This is a genomic window from Clostridium sp. 7_2_43FAA (assembly GCF_000158375.2).
GTDB classification, from domain to species: Bacteria; Bacillota; Clostridia; order Clostridiales; family Clostridiaceae; genus Clostridium; species Clostridium tertium.
This window is the reverse complement of sequence record NZ_JH815222.1, coordinates 1,916,128-1,933,952: the sequence shown is the minus strand read 5'-3', so window position 1 is coordinate 1,933,952 and position 17,825 is coordinate 1,916,128. Positions and strand designations below refer to the sequence as shown.

The following is a 17,825-nucleotide window of genomic DNA, read 5'->3' as shown; positions in this document are numbered from 1 at the left end:
GTGGAAATCCACTTTTACTTTTTATTTAGTTTAATATATAGGAAATAATTTACATAATAAATATCTTTTTGATATAATAAATTGGACAACCTATGAATAGTAAATCTTTAAATAGCACCATGGGGGAGAAAAATGAATAATAGAAAAAAAAGTACTAAAAGAAATAATGATAAATTTAAGAAAATTTATACAAGAGAAAGAGCTTTGTATAGTAGTATTAGTATTTGTTTAATATTTTTATTTTTAATAGGAAGATTAACTTACATTATGATTTATAAGAATAAAGAATATAAACATATGGCTCAAGGACAATGGAATTCACAAGTTTCTGTGGAAGCTAGAAGAGGAGACATAAAAGATAGGAATGGTTCTATACTAGCAACATCAATTGATGTATATAGAGTAGATTTAGATTTAGAAGCGATACAAGTACATTTAGAAGAAAAAGATACGACTATAGAAAAAGTTGCACAAGATTTAGCCAATGCTTCAGGAATATCAATTGGCGAGGTTAAACAGAAATTAAATACTGTTGATGAAAATGGAGCTAAAATAAGAAATAGTACACTTGTTACAGGAATAGAAAAAGAAGTCGCAGATAAAATTAAAGCATTAAATATATATGGAGTTATCATTTCTATTAATCCAAAGAGATATTATCCAAATAATAATTTCTTAGCTCATGTGCTAGGAAGTGTGAATTCTGATAATACAGGATTAAATGGAGTAGAGTTGCAATATGATTCAGAATTAACAGGGATAGCTGGTTATAAAATAGCAGAAGTCGATGGATCATTAAAGGAATTACCATTCCAAACAGTAAAATATACAAGCCCAATTGACGGTAAAGATGTTATGTTAACAATAGATGAAAATATTCAACTTATGGCTGAAAGAGCAGCTCAAAAGGCTTACGATGATAATAAAGCAAAAGAAGTATCCATTATAGTTATGAATCCTAATAATGGTGAAATTTTAGCAATGGTAAATAAGCCGGATTTTAATCCTAATGATCCATATGGAGAATATGAGGATTTTGAAGGTGAAAATGATTTTGAAAAGCTACAAAATATGTTTAGAAATAGTTCTATAAGTAATACCTTTGAGCCAGGATCTACCTTTAAAAATATTACTATGGTTGCAGCTATAGAAGAAGGCGTTGCGCATGAAAATGATACATTTTATTGTGATGGTGGAGTGAAATTTGGTTCTACAACAATTAAGTGTTGGAATACAGCAGGGCACGGTACTCAAACTTTACCTGAGATATTACAAAACTCTTGTAATGTAGGTTTTATGGAACTAGGTTCTAGGCTAGGTAGTGCAAAATTAAAAGAATATATAGATAAATTCGGATTTGGAAAATTAACTAAAATAGATCTTCCAGGAGAATCAGAAGGAATTGTAAAATCAGTAAGTGATATGAGTGAAATGGATTTAGCAACCATTGCATTTGGACAAACTAATACTGTAAATAGCATTCAACTTATGAGAGCTTTCAATGCTATAGCTAATGGAGGAAAGTTAATCCAACCACATATTATGAAAGAAGTTATGCATGAAGCTGATAATGGAACAAAAGTAATAGATGAACAATTTAAACCTGCTGTTGAAGAAAATGTAATTTCTGAAGAAACAACAGCTGTACTAAGAGATTATCTAGAAAGAACTATAAATCAAGGACAAGAAATTGGAAGCTTTATGGGGAAAGAGAGAAGGGTAGGGGCTAAAACTGGAACAGCTCAAAAAGTTGACCCTATATTAGGAGGATATTCAGCTGACAAATACATTGCATCAGTTGTTGCTTTATATCCTGTTGAAAATCCTCAAGTAACAATATTTATAAAAGTTGAAGATCCAAGTGCAGGTCAATATTACGGGGGACCTGTGACAACTCCAGTATTAAAATCATTATTATCAGAAATGTTTACTTATATGGATTCTCAAGTTTATACTGAAAGATATGCAGAAAAAAGGAAAATAGTTGTTCCTGAATTAAGAGGAAAATCAGTTGATGAAGCAACAAAGATATTAGAAGCAAATAAATTAAATATAAATTTAGAGGGAAATGGATCAAAAGTTACTAATATGGAGCCTTATCCAGGTTCATTAGTTGAAGAAAATGCTATTATAAGTGTTAATTTATCTGATTCAAAAAGTGATGCAAATAAGTTAATAATGCCAAATTTAAAAGGTAAGACTTTAGAAGAGGCTACAGATATTCTAAATAAGCTTCAAATAACATTTAAAGCAAATGGTACAGGTATAGTAGATAGCCAAGATGTTATTGCTGGTAAACTTATTGAGAAGGGAACAAAAGTTAAATTAGATTTGAAATAATAGGATAGTAGGAGATAATATGGATAATGTAAGAAAGTTAGATATAAAGGGGAGAAATAAAAAGAAAGAAACTTCAATAAAAAGAAAAAAAATAAAAATGAAAAATATAGATTACAGTTTGTTATGTGCTATAGTGGTATTGCTTTTTATAGGTATAGTTATGGTATATTCATCAAGTTCATATTATGCTTTGTATCAAGAAGATGTTTGGAATTCAGATCATTATTTTACTAAAGAAATAATATGGACGGTTGTAGGAATAATAGGAATGATAGTTACCATGTCTATAGATTATCATACTTATAAAAAGTGGACTCCTTGGCTAGTTATAATTACAATAGGTCTTCTAGTACTTGTTTTATTCCTTGGAGCAGATATTAATGGAGCAAGAAGATGGATTAGATTAGGAGGATTATCATTACAGCCATCAGAGTTAGCTAAATATGTTGTAGTATTATACTTAGCGTTACTAATTGATAAAAGAAGAGGTAAAATTAAAGAATTTAAGGGAGGAACTTTATATTATTTAGCCATAGCAGCTGTATTTGCAGGTTTAATAATTTTAGAAAAGAACCTAAGTATTACTGCAATTGTTATGATGGTTTCTTTCATAATGATATTAGTTGGTGGAGCTAAATTGAGTCATTTATTTTCGCTTATTCCAATAGGTTTGTCAGCTGGACTTGGATTGATTTTTATGGAGAGTTATAGATTGCAAAGACTTACTAGCTTTTTAGATCCATGGGCAGATCCATCAGGAGATAGCTATCAGCTTATACAATCACTTTATGCTCTAGGTTCAGGAGGGCTTTTTGGTGTAGGCCTTGGTAATTCAAGACAAAAGGCACTATTTATGCCAGAGCCACATAATGACTTTATATTTGCTATTATAGGTGAAGAATTAGGATTGATAGGCTGTGTAGCTATAATATCTATATTTATATTTATAGTAATAAAAGGGACTTCTATTGCAGTTAAAGCAAGAGATAATTATGGATATTTATTAGCTATAGGAATAATTTCAGTAATAGCTATACAAGCAATAATAAATATTGCAGTTGTAACAGGTTCAATGCCAGTAACAGGGGTACCAATGCCGTTAATAAGTTATGGAGGTACTTCCCTTGTGTTTAATTTATGTGCGATAGGTATATTGCTTAATATTTCAAGACAAAGTAAAGAAGATATTTAAAAAGCACTAAAATAGTGCTTTTTCTTTTAATAAAATTACTTAAATATATATTAAAACTTAAATAATAACTTATAATATGTTAAAATAAAAAAAGGAATAGTAAAATATTTACAGTGGGTATTGGAGGGGTTAACTTGATAGTTATTATAAATAATGTATTTAATAATGATAATAATGATATTTCAAAAAAAGTTTGTGAAGAAATTGAAAATAGTATAGTTTATAATCCGTATGAAGTAGCCTTGATGTTAGATAATATATTAAAAAAAGATATAAAGGAAAACTTTGAGGATTTAGATATTTGGAATAAGTTAATAGTTGATATAGCTAGAGAAATTCAGAATAAGTATGAAAAACATCTAATTGTACCAACAAAGATTAATAAAATAGCAAATCTTATATTGCTAAAAAATAGTTTTCTCAATATAGATAGTGAGGTTTATATTTTTAATATTACTAGTAGTATAGATTACATTCAAAATGATAAAGAAGAATATCATAATATTAACATAAATGATAAAAGTAATAATAATATTAAATCAATAATAATAGATAAAATAAAGATTTTAAGGAGTGATTTTTTAAATAACGAATTTTTAGTTAATAAAACTTATATTATTAAAGGAAGCAAAATAGATATAAATCTTTTAAATTCTTCTCATCAAAGTGTAAAAAATTTATATAAGAAGAAACCTAATTATGAAGTTATATTAGAAACCCATCCATTAATTATCCAACAAGAGTTAAATATAGAAAGATTAGAAAAATATCTAATGCCAACTAAAAGTATAGAGAGTGATTCTAAAGATATTAAAAAATTAGTTGAAAATTTAATTAGAAATGAGAAAGATAAATTAATTATCATAAATAAAATATTAGAATTTACTAGAAATATAGAATTTGATGATGAGTTATCTACAAGAATATATGAAGGCGAAGATACTCAAAGTGCTTTAAATACAATAAATATTATGAAGGGAGGTTATAGTGAATGTACTAATGTATTTATTGCATTGTGTAGGGCGGCTAATATACCAGCAAAATTTATTTTGGGGAAAACTTCTAAAAATTTATATCATACATGGGCAGAAGTATACATTCAAGGTGTTGGGTGGATACCAGTAGAAACAAGAATAAATATTCCTGTGGACATAAATAAGGGGTACTTTGGAATTACTAATAAACATATAAAAATTTATGAAGGTGTCGACTTTGAAGATATAAATGTTAAATTATATAATTTAGATATAGATTTAAAAGTATTAAATAAGGAGGAATTTTATGATTAAACATATAGTTATGTGGAAGTTAAAAGAAAATGCAGAAGATAATACTAAGGAAATTAATTCTTTAGAAATAAAAAGACAAATAGAATCTTTAAAAGGAAGGATAGATAAAGTATTAGAGCTGGAGGTAGGTATAAATTTTGAAGAATCTAGTCAAGCTTACGATGTAGTTTTATATTCAACTTTTCATTCAAAGGATGATTTAAATTATTATCAAAACAATGAAGAGCATTTAAAGGTAGTTAATTTTATAAAAAAGGTAATAGAAGAAAGAATTGTGGTAGATTATGAAGTATAATATTAAATTGCTTCTTAAACTTCATAGAAAAACTTTGAATATAGATGTATAATAAAAAGCATATTATAATTATAAAAAGATATTTTTGGAGGAGATGACTATGAAGACAGTTATTTTGACAGATTCTTGTTGTGATTTACCTATAAGTTTCGTTAAAGAAAATAATATAGAAATAGTGCAGCTTAGAGTTAATATAAAGGGAGAAGATATTCCAGATGATCTAGGGCAAAGCATAAAGTATAAAGACTTTTATGATATGATTAGAGCAGGTGAAATGCCTTCAACATCTCAAGCTAACTCATATACATTTGCAGAAATATTTAAAAAATATTCTAACGAAGGCAGTTCAATAATTTATATAGGATTTTCATCAGCACTTAGTGGTTGTGTAAACAGTGCAAGAATAGCTAAGGAAGCTGTAGAAGATGAAATTAAATCTGCAGATATTACAGTAATTGATACAAAAAGTGCATCACTGGGACTAGGACTTATAGTTTATTATGCTGCTAATATGCTTAAGAATGGAGCAACTAAGGAAGAAATAATAAACTGGATAGAAGAAAATAAATTAAAGGTTAACCATTGGTTTACTGTAGATGATTTAAATCATTTAAAAAGAGGTGGTAGGGTATCAAGTACAGTTGCTATAGTTGGAACAATGCTTAGTATAAAGCCAATAATGCACGTAGATGATGAAGGAAGGTTAATTCCAGTTTCTAAAGTGAAAGGTAGAAAAAAATCAGTTAAAGAATTACAAGAAAAACTAAAAGAAAGAATTGTAAATCCAGAAGATCAAACAATCTTCATAAGCCATGGCGATTGTTTAGCTGAAGCGGAACAATTAAGAGATTTAATTTTAAATGAAGTAAAAGTAAAAGAAGTTATTATAAATAACGTAGGACCAGTTATTGGAGCACACTCAGGTCCAGGAACATTGGCATTATTTTTTATAGGTAATAATAGATAAGTTTTGGAATAATTATTTTATAGGAAGGAGTAAGATAAAATTAATCTTACTCCTTTTACATCTTTATGCTTATGTTTCTACCTTGAATTATTTTAGTTATAATGATAAAGTATAGTGTAGGTTAGAAACTAAATAGACTATTTAGTTGGCATATGAGGGGGTTAGTTGTATGTACGAATACATAAGAGGAAAATATAAAGGTATAAATAGAGATTATATTATTATTGAAAACAATGGAATAGGATATAAAATATTTACATCAGGAGCAACTATGTCATCTATGCCTAAAATCGATGAAGAAGTTAAGTTATATCTTGAGCAAATAGTAAGAGAAGATTTTTTAGGCTTATATGGATTTGATGCTAGAGAAGAGCTTGAAATGTTTAAGCTATTACTTTCCATTAATGGTGTTGGTGCAAAAGCTGCATTATCATTGCTATCCATTAGTAGAATTAATAATTTAAGGTATGCAATAATGATGGGAGACGAAAAACATTTATGTAAAGCTCCTGGAATAGGAAAGAAAACTGCAGGAAGAATTATATTAGAGCTGAAAGATAAAATTAAAAAAGAAGATATATCTGAAGTAATAGAAGGTTCAGGAGAGTTTGAAGATTTAATGCCAAACAACGCAAGTAATATAGCTGAAGCTTTAGGTGCACTTTTAGCACTTGGATATTCAGAAAAAGAAGCAGAAGCGGCGCTTAAAAAAGTAGATAAGACAGATACCCTAGAAAATATAATTAAAAATTGTTTAAAGGTCCTTATGGGATAGAGGTGAGTTATGGAAAGAATAATAACACCACAAGAAATATTTGAAGATGGAAGTTCTTTGAGTTTAAGGCCTCAAAGTTTAAATGAATATATAGGCCAAGATAAAGTTAAAGAAAGATTAAATATATTTATAAAGGCTGCTCAAAATAGGGATGAAGCTTTGGATCATGTATTATTATATGGACCACCAGGTCTTGGAAAAACTACATTAGCTAATATTATAGCAAAAGAAATGGATGGAGAACTTAAAATAACTTCAGGTCCAGCTATAGAAAGAGCAGGGGATTTGGCTGCGATATTAACAACACTTAAAGATAATGATGTTTTATTTATAGATGAAATACATAGATTAAATAGAAATGTAGAAGAAATACTATATCCCGCAATGGAGGATTATGTTCTTGATATTGTTATTGGAAAGGGAGCTGCTGCTAAATCTATAAGGCTAGATTTACCTAAGTTTACTTTAATAGGAGCAACAACAAGAATAGGTATGTTAACATCTCCATTAAGGGATAGATTTGGAGTTCTTTGCGACATGCAGTATTATACGGAAGAGCAACTTAAAGAAATTATAGTTAGATCTGCTTTTGTATTAGAGTGTAACATTACTGAAGAAGGCGCTTATGAACTTGCAAGGAGATCAAGAGGAACTCCGAGAATTGCAAATAGATTATTAAAAAGAGTTAGAGATTATGCTCAAGTTTATTCTGATTCTCTTATAAGTTATAAAGAAGCAAAAGCAGCACTTGAGCTTTTAGAAGTAGATAGTAAGGGCTTTGACAGAGTTGATAATAAAATCTTAGAAGCAATAATAGATAACTTTAATGGTGGACCTGTAGGAATAGAAACTCTTTCTTATTTTATAGGAGAAGAGCTTGGAACAATAGAAGACGTATATGAACCGTATTTATTACAAACGGGATTTATAGTGAGAACTTCAAGAGGAAGGGTTGCAACCGATAAAGCCTATGAACATTTAGGTAGAAGTAAGGGGAAGAAAAAAGTAACTGGAGAGCAGCAAAAGCTGTTTTAAAGAAAATTTGAATTATTAACGATAAAGATTAGGAGACAAGAAAATGAAAGTAAGTGATTTTGATTTTGATTTGCCAGAAGAATTAATTGCACAACATCCTTTAGAAAAAAGAGATTCTTCAAGGCTAATGGTTTTAGATAAAAATACTGGTGAAATAGAACATAAATCTTTTCATGATGTAATAGAGTATTTAAATGAAGGAGATACCTTAGTTTTAAATAATACAAGAGTAATGCCAGCAAGATTAATAGGTGAAAAAGAAGGAACTGGTGGAAAGATTGAGTTCTTGTTATTAAAAAGAATAGAGGGCGATAGATGGGAATGCTTAGCTAAGCCAGGTAAAAGAGCAAAGGTTGGTCAAAAATTTACTTTTGGTGAAGGTAAACTAATATGCACTGTAGTTGATATCGTAGAAGAAGGAAATAGAATAATAGAGTTTTCATATGAGGGAATTTTTGAACAAGTATTAGATGAGTTAGGAGAAATGCCACTTCCACCATATATTACTGAAAAGCTTGAAGATAAAGAAAGATATCAAACTGTATATTCAAAAGAAAAAGGGTCGGCAGCAGCGCCAACAGCAGGATTACATTTTACAGAAGAATTACTAAAAGAAATTAAGGCTAAAGGAGTTAACATTGCGTACTTAACTCTTCATGTTGGACTAGGAACCTTTAGACCTGTAAAGGTTGAAGATATAAATGAACATATAATGCATTCAGAATATTATCACTTAGATAATGAAAATGCAGATTTAATAAATGAAACTAAAAAAAGAGGGAATAAAGTCATAGCAGTTGGAACAACATCTACAAGAACTCTAGAGACAATTGGTGATGATAATGGATTTGTAAGAGAGCAAAGTGGATGGACTGATATATTTATCTATCCGGGATATAAATATAAAGTTATTGATGAATTAATAACTAACTTCCATTTACCTGAATCTACCTTAATAATGTTAGTTTCAGCTTTAGCAGGAAAAGAGCATGTAATGAATGCATATAATGAAGCTGTTAAAGAAAAATACAGATTTTTCTCCTTTGGAGATTCTATGTTAATAAAAGAATAAACAAGAAGAGGAAGTGAAATTTTGAGTAAGAAAAGATATACTTTACTAAAAAAAGATGGAAACGCAAGAAGAGGAAGATTTGAAACTCCTCATGGAACTATAGAAACTCCTGTATTTATGAATGTTGGTACACTTGCTGTAATAAAAGGAGCAGTATCAACAATGGACTTAAAAGAAATAGGATGTCAAGTGGAATTATCAAATACATATCATTTACATTTAAGACCATCTGATAAAGTTGTAGCAAAACTTGGTGGATTACATGAATTTATGAATTGGGATAGGCCTATTCTTACAGATTCAGGTGGATTCCAAGTGTTTTCACTATCAGGAATGAGAAAGATAAAAGAAGAAGGTGTTTATTTCTCATCACATATAGATGGTAAAAAGATATTTATGGGACCAGAAGAGTCAATGCAAATTCAAAGCAATTTAGCATCAACTATAGCTATGGCATTTGATGAATGTATTCCAAACCCATCTACAAGAGAGTATGTTGAAAAGTCAGTTGCAAGAACAACAAGATGGCTTGAAAGATGTAAAACGGAAATGGATAGATTAAATTCACTTCCTGAAACTATAAATAAGGATCAGATGCTATTTGGAATAAATCAAGGTGGATGTTATGAGGATATAAGAATCGAGCATGCCAAGACTATAACAAAGATGGATTTAGATGGATATGCAATAGGCGGTTTGGCTGTTGGAGAAACTCATGAGGAAATGTATAGAATAATAGATGCTGTTGTACCACATTTACCAGAAGATAAACCTATATATTTAATGGGAGTAGGAACACCAACTAATATATTAGAAGCAGTTGATAGAGGTGTAGATTTCTTTGATTGTGTACTTCCGGCAAGAAATGGTAGACATGGGCATGTATTCACAAAAGAAGGAAAGATAAATTTAATGAATGCAAAATTCGAGTTAGATACGAGACCTATAGATGAAGGATGTGGATGCCCAGCTTGTAAAAGTTATACAAGAGCATATATAAGACATTTATTTAAAGCTAAGGAAATGCTTGCAATGAGACTATGCGTATTACATAATCTTTATTTCTATAACAAGCTTATGGAAGATATAAGAGCTGCAATAGATGGGGGATACTTTAAAGACTTTAAAGAACAAAAATTAAAAGAATGGAATGGAAAAGCTTAAAGTATTAAGTATCTGTTAATATAATTGACAATACCACATAAATAAGATATAGTTTTTATTATGAAATATATTAGTTATTTGATGAAGGGAATGAATTTAAATGGCACAAATTTTATCACTTGTAGTACCATTCGTATTAATGTTTGGTCTTATGTACTTTTTATTAATTTTACCTGAAAAGAAGAGAACAAAGAAATACAATGAAATGCTATCAGCATTGGAAAAAAACGATGAAATAGTAACTAGAGGCGGAATAATGGGAAAGATAATAATAGTAGAAGAAAACTATGTTATTATTGAAACTAGTGCTGAAAGAACAAAATTAAAAATTTCTAAAAATGGTATTGCTTCAAAAGTAAATAAAGTAACAGAATAAGAATAATACCCCCTAGTATTTCATAAAATTAATACTAGGGGGTGAAATTTTTATGGAGTGGTCAAATTATTTTAAAAGTGTTCTAAAAGGCGTTGTTTGGGCAATTATGGTTACATTTTTAATAACAGCAATACTTTCTTTAGTAATGAACAGTATTACTCTTGGAGAAGGTGTTTTTAATATTATTTATGTAGTTATATCTTGTCTAGCGTTAGTTGTAGGCTCACTAGTTGCAGTAAAAGCACATGGAAGTAAAGGATGGATAGTTGGTTTAGCAGTAGGATGTATGTTTTACATAGCTCTATATATAATTGGAATTATATTCGGCGCAGAACCAACATTAGGCATGTATGATTTTATTAAATTCACATTATGTGTATTTATTGGCCTTTTTTCTGGAATGCTTGGCGTAAATCTATAACTTTATTAATACAAGAAAAGTTATTTGTTAAAACTAAAGATTATTTAAATTAATTTATAAAAATTAAATAATATATCATTAAAATAAGAGAATTAAAAATTCTCTTATTTTTTATGTTGTAAGAAAATGTATGATGTTTTAACAGTAAATTAAATGAAAGATTTTAGTTAAATCTAAATTTATCAATATTTTATATAAATATAAAATATACGTAATTATTGTATAGATTTACAAAATAATAGTTATACTTAAGTATAGAATTGTGTAAAGTAATATTTATTAAGAGAATTTGGAATATAAAGGATGGAAAACGACTCCAATTAAGTAAAAAGTAGTTGATATTACTTAACATAAGTAATATAATTTTAGGTGAAAACTTACCAGAGGGGGAAGAACATGAAAGCGAGAAGCAAAAGCAAGAGTAAAAGTTCAATATTATTTATACTCTGTATCGTTGCTATTTTCTCATTAGCATTTACAGGTTTTAAAGGGTTTGAAATAGCAGGATGGGAGTTTAAGTCATTTAATAAAGCAATAACTAAGGGACTTGATCTTCAAGGTGGAGTATCAGTTTTAATGGAAATACAAGAAGATGATGTTCCATCAGATGTTCGTCAAAGAACAAAGCAATTATTAGAACTTAGAGTTAATAAAATTGGAGTATCTGAAACAATTGTAACTGAAGAAGGTGAAAAAAGAATAAGAGTGGATATACCTGGAGCTTATAACTCAAGTGAGATAGTTGATGGATTAAGTAAAACTGGTAACTTAGAGTTTAAGGACCCAAAAGGTAATGTTGTTTTAACAGGTAAAGATGTTAAAGAGGCAACGGCTATTCTTGATGATACATCAAGACCGGTTGTATCATTAGAATTAAATGAGGAAGGGCAAGCAAAATTTGCTGAAGCTACAGCCAATAATATAGGAAAGACAATAAGTATATCAATGGATAATGAAGTGGTATCACAGCCAGTGGTTCAAAGTGCTATTACTGATGGAAAAGCTGTTATTAATGGAATGTCTTCAATGGATGAAGCAACAAAGTTATCAGGAATCATAAGTTCAGGTGCGCTTCCAGTAACAGTTAAAGCAGTATCTGTTAAAAATGTAGGAGCTCAATTAGGTGCAGAAGCATTTCCAAATGCAATTAAGGCTGGTGTTATTGGAATATCATTAATATTTATATTCATGATACTTTGGTATAGGGTTCCAGGAATTTTGGCAAGTATAGCATTAACATTATATATAACATTAGTACTTTTAGTATTTGTAGAAATGGGAGTAGCACTAACACTACCAGGAATTGCAGCATTATTGTTAACGGTAGGTATGGCAGTAGATGCAAATATATTAATTTTTGAAAGAATTAGAGAAGAACTTACAAGAGGTGTATCAGTTAAAAGTGCTGTGAAAAGTGGATTTGAAAATGCAATGTCATCAATAGTAGATTCAAATGCTACAACATTTATTGCTGCACTTATATTGTATTTTATAGGTTCAGGAACAGTAAAGGGATTTGCTGTAACATTAATGATAGGAATAGTTTTAAGCTTAATTACTGCTTTAGTAGTTACTAAGATTTTAATGAATTTTGCAGTAGATATTGGACTTTTAAAGAGTCTATGGCAGTTTAGAGTGAAGAGGGGGGCTAATAATGCTTAAAATTATAGAAAAGACTAAGCTTTGGTTCGCCTTATCAATTATAGTTATAATAGTAGGATTAGGATTTACTATCTCAAGAGGATTGAATTTTGGAATAGACTTTTTAGGCGGAACTAAAGTTGTTATTGAATTAGGTGAAGGGTTTAATAAACCTGAATCAGATGAAATAGTTAAAGGGATAGTTCCAGACGCGGTTACAAATGAGGCAAATGAAACAGAATACGAAATTAAAGCAAAAGATTTAGATAGTGAAAAAGTTTCAGAAGTTTTTAAAGCCTTACAAGATAAATATAGTTTAGAGGATAATGCTTTATTATCACAGGATGAAATTGGAGCTTCAGTAGGAAAAGAACTTACAAGAAATTCAGTAATTGCATTAATAGTAGCTTGTGCTGCTATGCTAATATATATTGCAATGAGATTTGAAATGAATTATGGGGTAGCTGCTATCGTAGCACTTGTACATGATTTATTTATTACAATTAGCGTATTTGCAATTTTCAACATACCTGTTAATACACCATTTATAGCAGCTATATTAACGATTGTAGGTTATTCTATAAATGATACAATAGTAATTTTTGATAGAATAAGAGAAAATTCTAAAAATATGAGAAGAGCATCAGCTACTGAAATTGCAAATAAGAGTTTAACTCAAACTATGTCAAGATCAATAAATACAACATTGACTACATTAATTACAATTATAGCCGTAAACATATTTGTACCAACAGTTAGGGAGTTTACATTCCCATTAATAATAGGTATTGCAGCGGGGGCATATTCTTCTATATGCATAGCTTCACCAGTATGGGTTATATTAAAAGATAAAAGAGGTAAAAAAAGTAAAGCTGAATTAGCTTAATCTTTTAAAAAATAACAAAAAAAGTTAAACCTCCGAAATATTTTGGAGGTTTATTATTTTTTTCCTTAGAAAACATTTGTAATCTTAGAGATTTTACATTATAATATATGTGTTTTCTTAAGTTTTATGGAGGAGTTTATAATGCGTAAGTTTTGGGAGAGTATTTATAGTCCAAATTATATTACTGGATATAATCCCTTTATACTTAAAAATATGAATAAAGCTATTGAACATATGGTAGAAGCTATAAATAATAGAAAGAAGATAGTTATTTATGGAGTGCCAAATGTAGATGGGTTGTGTGCTATATCGTCTTTAATATTAGTCTTAAAATATTTAAATGCAGATATAGAATATATAATTCATGATGAAGCTTCTAGTTCTGGAATAATATCAGAAGATATAAAGAATAATGTTAGTTTTCTAGGGGGCCAGCTTTTGATAACCTTAGGTATAGATTTAAGTTCAGAAAGAGAAGAAGAGCTTTGTAGGGATCTTGGGATAGATTTGATAGTTTTGGAAAATAAAGAAGTTAATAATGAGAGAAATTACATATACATAAATCCAAATCAAAAGGGGTGTCAGTATAGATATAAAAATTTATCTATTAGTGGATTAACCTTTAAATTAATGCAAGCAATTGCAATATACTATAACATAAAAAGCATAAATAAGTATTTGGATTTGATACTTATAGGAGAACAGTGGGCGGAAGTTCCTTTAAAAGGTGAAAATGGAGTTATTTTAAAGGAAGGTAGAAAGTTCTTAATAAATACAAATAATTATGGTTTAAGATCTATAATGAATTATTATAGTATTGTTGAAATGGATGAAGAATGCATATTAAAGATTATAGATGTTATTACACCAACCATAAATGCAGTAACAATGATGGATAATGCACGTATAATTATAGAACTTTTGACTACTACTAAAAAAGATAGAGCAGAACAAATAACAAAATATTTAAACAAATCAAAAATGACTATATAATTAATTTGATAATTACTTAAAATAAAAAGTAGTAGTTTTAGTAAGGAGAATAATTATATAGTTTATAATTTTTAGTGATGGAGGATTTATCATGAATCTAAAAGAGAAAATAAGAGTAATTGAAAATTTCCCAAAGGAAGGAATAAGCTTCAAGGATATAACTACAGTAATTGGAGATGGAGAGGCATTAAGATACTCAATTGATAAAATTGTTGAACATTTAAAGGACAAAAATATAGATTTAATAGTTGGACCAGAAGCAAGAGGATTTATTTATGGAGTTCCTGTAGCTTATGCAATGGGTATAGGATTTGTACCAGTAAGAAAACCAGGGAAATTACCTGGTGAAACAATATCAATAACTTATGATTTAGAATATGGTAGTGATACATTACAAATACACAAAGATGCCATTAAAAAAGGACAAAGAGTTGCAATAGTTGATGATTTACTAGCAACTGGTGGCACTATAGATGCAGTAGCTAAGCTTGTAGAATTAGCTGGTGGAGAAGTAGTTTGTTTAGATTTTGCAATTGAACTAACAGGTTTACATGGAAGAGATAAATTAGAAAAGTATGAAGTTATGTCTTTAGTTGATTACGAATTCTAATATTGTTGAAATATCAAATTAAATATTATATAATAAAAGAAAATGGCTGGTTGTTAAAACCAGCCAATTATTTTAGACTTAATCAAAGGAGATTACCCATATGTATGAAGGCCTATTACGAAAAATAAATGAAAATTGTAACAATATAGATACAGATATCGTAAAAAAAGCATATGATTTAGCATGTGATGCTCATAAGAATCAAAAGAGAGAGTCAGGTGAGCCCTATATAACCCATCCAATAGATGTGGCTGAAATACTTGCTGAAATGGGTATGGACACTAGCACAATAGTAGCAGGACTTTTGCACGATGTTATAGAAGATACACACTATACATATGATGATATAAAGAATATATTTAATGAGGAAGTTGCAGATTTAGTTCAAGGCGTAACTAAGCTGGGCAAGATAGAATATAAGACAAAAGAAGAGCAACAAGCTGATAATGTTAGAAAAATGCTTTTAGCTATGGCAAAGGATATTAGAGTAATAATTATAAAGCTAGCTGATAGATTACATAATCTTAGAACTTTAAAATTTATGCCTAAAGAAAAACAAAAACAAAAGGCTAAAGAAACTTTAGATATATATGCTCCATTAGCTCATAGATTAGGTATATCTAAAATTAAGTGGGAACTTGAAGATTTAGCTTTTAGATATTTACATGAAGAAGAATATTATGATTTAGTAAAACAAATTGCAGAAAAAAGAGTTGAAAGAGAAACTTATATTGCTGAAATAATAGAAGACTTACATAATAAATTGGAGGAATCTGAAATAGATTCTGATATAGATGGAAGACCAAAACATTTTTATAGTATATATAAAAAAATGATTAATAAAAATAAGAGCATTGAGCAAATATTCGATTTAACAGCAATAAGAATTTTAGTAAATACAGTTAAAGATTGCTATGGTGTATTAGGTATAGTACATACTATATATAAGCCTATTCCTGGCCGATTTAAAGATTATATAGCAATGCCTAAGCCTAATATGTATCAATCTCTTCATACTACCGTAATAGGACCTCAAGGGAAAACATTTGAAATACAAATTAGAACCTTTGAGATGCATAAAACTGCAGAATATGGTATAGCAGCCCATTGGAAGTATAAAGAGGGTGATACGCAAGAAGATAAGGAAAAATCCTTTGAAAATAAGCTTGCATGGCTAAGAGATATGCTTGAGTGGCAAAAAGAAACATCAGATGCAGAAGAATTTATTGAAGGGTTTAAGATAGATTTATTTACTGATGAAATTTTTGTATTTACTCCAAAAGGTGTTGTAATCAATTTACCAAGTGGAGCTACTCCAATAGATTTTGCATATAGAATACATACAGATATAGGAAATAGATGTATTGGATCAAAGGTAAATGGTAAAATAGTACCTCTTGATTATAATTTAAAAACAGGTGAAATAGTAGAAGTATTAACATCTAATAATGCTAAGGGCCCTAATATGGATTGGCTAAATATGGCTAAAAGTAATCAAGCTAAAAGTAAAATAAGACAATGGTTTAAGAAAATTAAAAAAGAAGAAAATATAGATAAAGGGAAAGAAGTTTTTGAAAAAGAACTAAAGAAGCAAGGGGTAATTTACTCAGAAATTGCCAAAGGTGAAGCATACGAAAAATCAGTTAAAAGATACAATATTCATAGTATGGAAGATTTATATGCTTCAATAGGAGTGGGGCAGATTTCAGCTTCATCATATATAGCTAAGTTAAAAGAAGAAAATATTACTGAAAAACAAAGTTTAGAAAGCATAAATAAGTCAATTGACGATCATATTTCTAAATCAGATAAGGCAAATATAAATAAGAAAACATCTTCTAATGATTATGGAGTAACAGTAAAAGGTGTTAATAATCTTATGGTAAGGTTTGCTAGATGTTGCAATCCAGTTCCGGGAGATGAGATACTTGGATATATAACTAAAGGAAGAGGGATTTCAGTTCATAGAAGTGATTGCAGTAATTTAAAAGCTTTAATTGATTATGATAATGGAAAAGTTGTTGAAGTTTCATGGGGCTCTTCAAAAGGAACAGCCTATGTAGCTGAAATACAAGTTAGAGCCGAAGATAGAATAGGTATATTATCAGATATAATGATGATAATAACTGAAGCTAAATTACCATTAAATGCATTAAATGCTAAATCATCAAAAGGTAATATTGCTATAATAAATATAAAGGTAAAAATAGACTCTATTGAACAACTAAGAGAACTTATGAGAAAGATAAGAAGATTAAAAGGTGTAATGGATGTATACAGAATGAATAACTAGAGGGGTGATTATATGAGAGCTGTGGTTCAAAGAGTAACATCTTCTAAAGTTACAGTAGAAGGAAATATAATTGGATCAATCAACAAAGGATTAAATATATTAATAGGGATCTCAAAGGACGATACTGAAGAAGACCTATTATATATAAAAGAAAAGTTGATTAATTTAAGAATATTTGAAGATGAAGCTGATAAAATGAATTTATCAGTTTTAGATGTGAAAGGCGAAATTTTAGTAATTTCTCAATTTACCCTTTATGGAGATTGCAGAAAGGGTAGAAGACCAAACTTCATGGAAGCAGAAGGTGGAGAAAAAGCAAAAGTTTTATATGAGAGATTTATTGAGTTATTAAAGGAATCAAATTTGAAAATTGAAACTGGTGAGTTTGGAGCTCATATGAAAGTGGATATTCAAAATGATGGACCAGTGACTTTAATGTTAGATAGTAAAAAGAATTTTTAAAAAGGAGGATAAGT

At 29.1% G+C, this 17,825-nt stretch carries 17 protein-coding genes; all 17 read left to right on the top strand.

What is annotated here, in order from left to right; genetic code table 11:
• Nucleotides 1-132: 132 nt before the first annotated feature.
• The 17 genes from CSBG_RS10735 to dtd all read left to right on the top strand — a co-directional run bounded on the left by CSBG_RS10735 (nucleotide 133) and on the right by dtd (nucleotide 17,811).
• A complete protein-coding gene (locus CSBG_RS10735; protein WP_008679424.1) occupies nucleotides 133-2,340 on the top strand; it encodes a stage V sporulation protein D in 2,208 nt (735 codons plus the stop codon).
• 19 nt (nucleotides 2,341-2,359) lie between these two features.
• Nucleotides 2,360-3,532, top strand: a complete 1,173-nt coding sequence (gene spoVE, locus CSBG_RS10730; RefSeq protein WP_008679422.1) for a stage V sporulation protein E — start codon at nucleotides 2,360-2,362, stop codon at nucleotides 3,530-3,532.
• A gap of 134 nt (nucleotides 3,533-3,666) precedes the next feature.
• Nucleotides 3,667-4,821 (top strand): transglutaminase domain-containing protein, encoded by a 1,155-nt coding sequence (locus CSBG_RS10725; RefSeq protein ID WP_008679420.1) that lies wholly within the window; start codon nucleotides 3,667-3,669, stop codon nucleotides 4,819-4,821.
• Nucleotides 4,814-5,116 carry a Dabb family protein gene (locus CSBG_RS10720; RefSeq protein ID WP_008679418.1) on the top strand — a complete coding sequence of 101 codons (303 nt, stop codon included), beginning with the start codon at nucleotides 4,814-4,816 and terminating at the stop codon, nucleotides 5,114-5,116. The genes CSBG_RS10725 and CSBG_RS10720 overlap by 8 nt, the downstream gene beginning before the upstream one ends.
• A 100-nt stretch (nucleotides 5,117-5,216) precedes the next feature.
• Nucleotides 5,217-6,083 carry a DegV family protein gene (locus CSBG_RS10715; RefSeq protein WP_008679416.1) on the top strand — a complete coding sequence of 289 codons (867 nt, stop codon included), beginning with the start codon at nucleotides 5,217-5,219 and terminating at the stop codon, nucleotides 6,081-6,083.
• A 169-nt stretch (nucleotides 6,084-6,252) separates the two neighbouring features.
• Nucleotides 6,253-6,858: a Holliday junction branch migration protein RuvA gene (gene ruvA / locus CSBG_RS10710; RefSeq protein ID WP_008679415.1), complete on the top strand. Its 606-nt coding sequence runs from the start codon at nucleotides 6,253-6,255 to the stop codon at nucleotides 6,856-6,858.
• 9 nt (nucleotides 6,859-6,867) lie between these two features.
• A complete protein-coding gene (gene ruvB / locus CSBG_RS10705) occupies nucleotides 6,868-7,893 on the top strand; it encodes a Holliday junction branch migration DNA helicase RuvB (RefSeq protein ID WP_008679413.1) in 1,026 nt (341 codons plus the stop codon).
• 43 nt (nucleotides 7,894-7,936) lie between these two features.
• Nucleotides 7,937-8,965, top strand: coding sequence for a tRNA preQ1(34) S-adenosylmethionine ribosyltransferase-isomerase QueA (queA, locus tag CSBG_RS10700; protein ID WP_008679411.1), 1,029 nt, complete (start codon nucleotides 7,937-7,939; stop codon nucleotides 8,963-8,965).
• Nucleotides 8,966-8,986: 21 nt separating this feature from the next.
• Nucleotides 8,987-10,129 carry a tRNA guanosine(34) transglycosylase Tgt gene (tgt, locus tag CSBG_RS10695; protein ID WP_008679410.1) on the top strand — a complete coding sequence of 381 codons (1,143 nt, stop codon included), beginning with the start codon at nucleotides 8,987-8,989 and terminating at the stop codon, nucleotides 10,127-10,129.
• Nucleotides 10,130-10,229: 100 nt separating this feature from the next.
• The gene (yajC, locus tag CSBG_RS10690) at nucleotides 10,230-10,505 is read left to right on the top strand and encodes a preprotein translocase subunit YajC (protein WP_008679407.1); all 276 of its coding nucleotides are present in this window, start codon (nucleotides 10,230-10,232) and stop codon (nucleotides 10,503-10,505) included.
• Between the two features lie 52 nt (nucleotides 10,506-10,557).
• A complete protein-coding gene (locus CSBG_RS10685) occupies nucleotides 10,558-10,926 on the top strand; it encodes a TIGR04086 family membrane protein (protein WP_008679405.1) in 369 nt (122 codons plus the stop codon).
• 396 nt (nucleotides 10,927-11,322) lie between these two features.
• On the top strand, nucleotides 11,323-12,588 hold the full coding sequence (secD, locus tag CSBG_RS10680) for a protein translocase subunit SecD (protein WP_008679403.1): 1,266 nt from the start codon (nucleotides 11,323-11,325) through the stop codon (nucleotides 12,586-12,588).
• On the top strand, nucleotides 12,581-13,453 hold the full coding sequence (gene secF / locus CSBG_RS10675; protein ID WP_008679402.1) for a protein translocase subunit SecF: 873 nt from the start codon (nucleotides 12,581-12,583) through the stop codon (nucleotides 13,451-13,453). Before secD ends, secF begins: the two co-directional genes overlap by 8 nt.
• Nucleotides 13,454-13,594: 141 nt before the next feature.
• Nucleotides 13,595-14,446 carry a DHH family phosphoesterase gene (locus tag CSBG_RS10670; protein WP_008679399.1) on the top strand — a complete coding sequence of 284 codons (852 nt, stop codon included), beginning with the start codon at nucleotides 13,595-13,597 and terminating at the stop codon, nucleotides 14,444-14,446.
• Nucleotides 14,447-14,537: 91 nt separating this feature from the next.
• A complete protein-coding gene (locus CSBG_RS10665; protein ID WP_008679398.1) occupies nucleotides 14,538-15,056 on the top strand; it encodes an adenine phosphoribosyltransferase in 519 nt (172 codons plus the stop codon).
• A 100-nt stretch (nucleotides 15,057-15,156) separates the two neighbouring features.
• Nucleotides 15,157-17,349 (top strand): bifunctional (p)ppGpp synthetase/guanosine-3',5'-bis(diphosphate) 3'-pyrophosphohydrolase, encoded by a 2,193-nt coding sequence (locus CSBG_RS10660; RefSeq protein WP_008679397.1) that lies wholly within the window; start codon nucleotides 15,157-15,159, stop codon nucleotides 17,347-17,349.
• 12 nt (nucleotides 17,350-17,361) lie between these two features.
• Nucleotides 17,362-17,811, top strand: coding sequence for a D-aminoacyl-tRNA deacylase (dtd, locus tag CSBG_RS10655; RefSeq protein WP_008679395.1), 450 nt, complete (start codon nucleotides 17,362-17,364; stop codon nucleotides 17,809-17,811).
• Nucleotides 17,812-17,825: the final 14 nt, after the last annotated feature.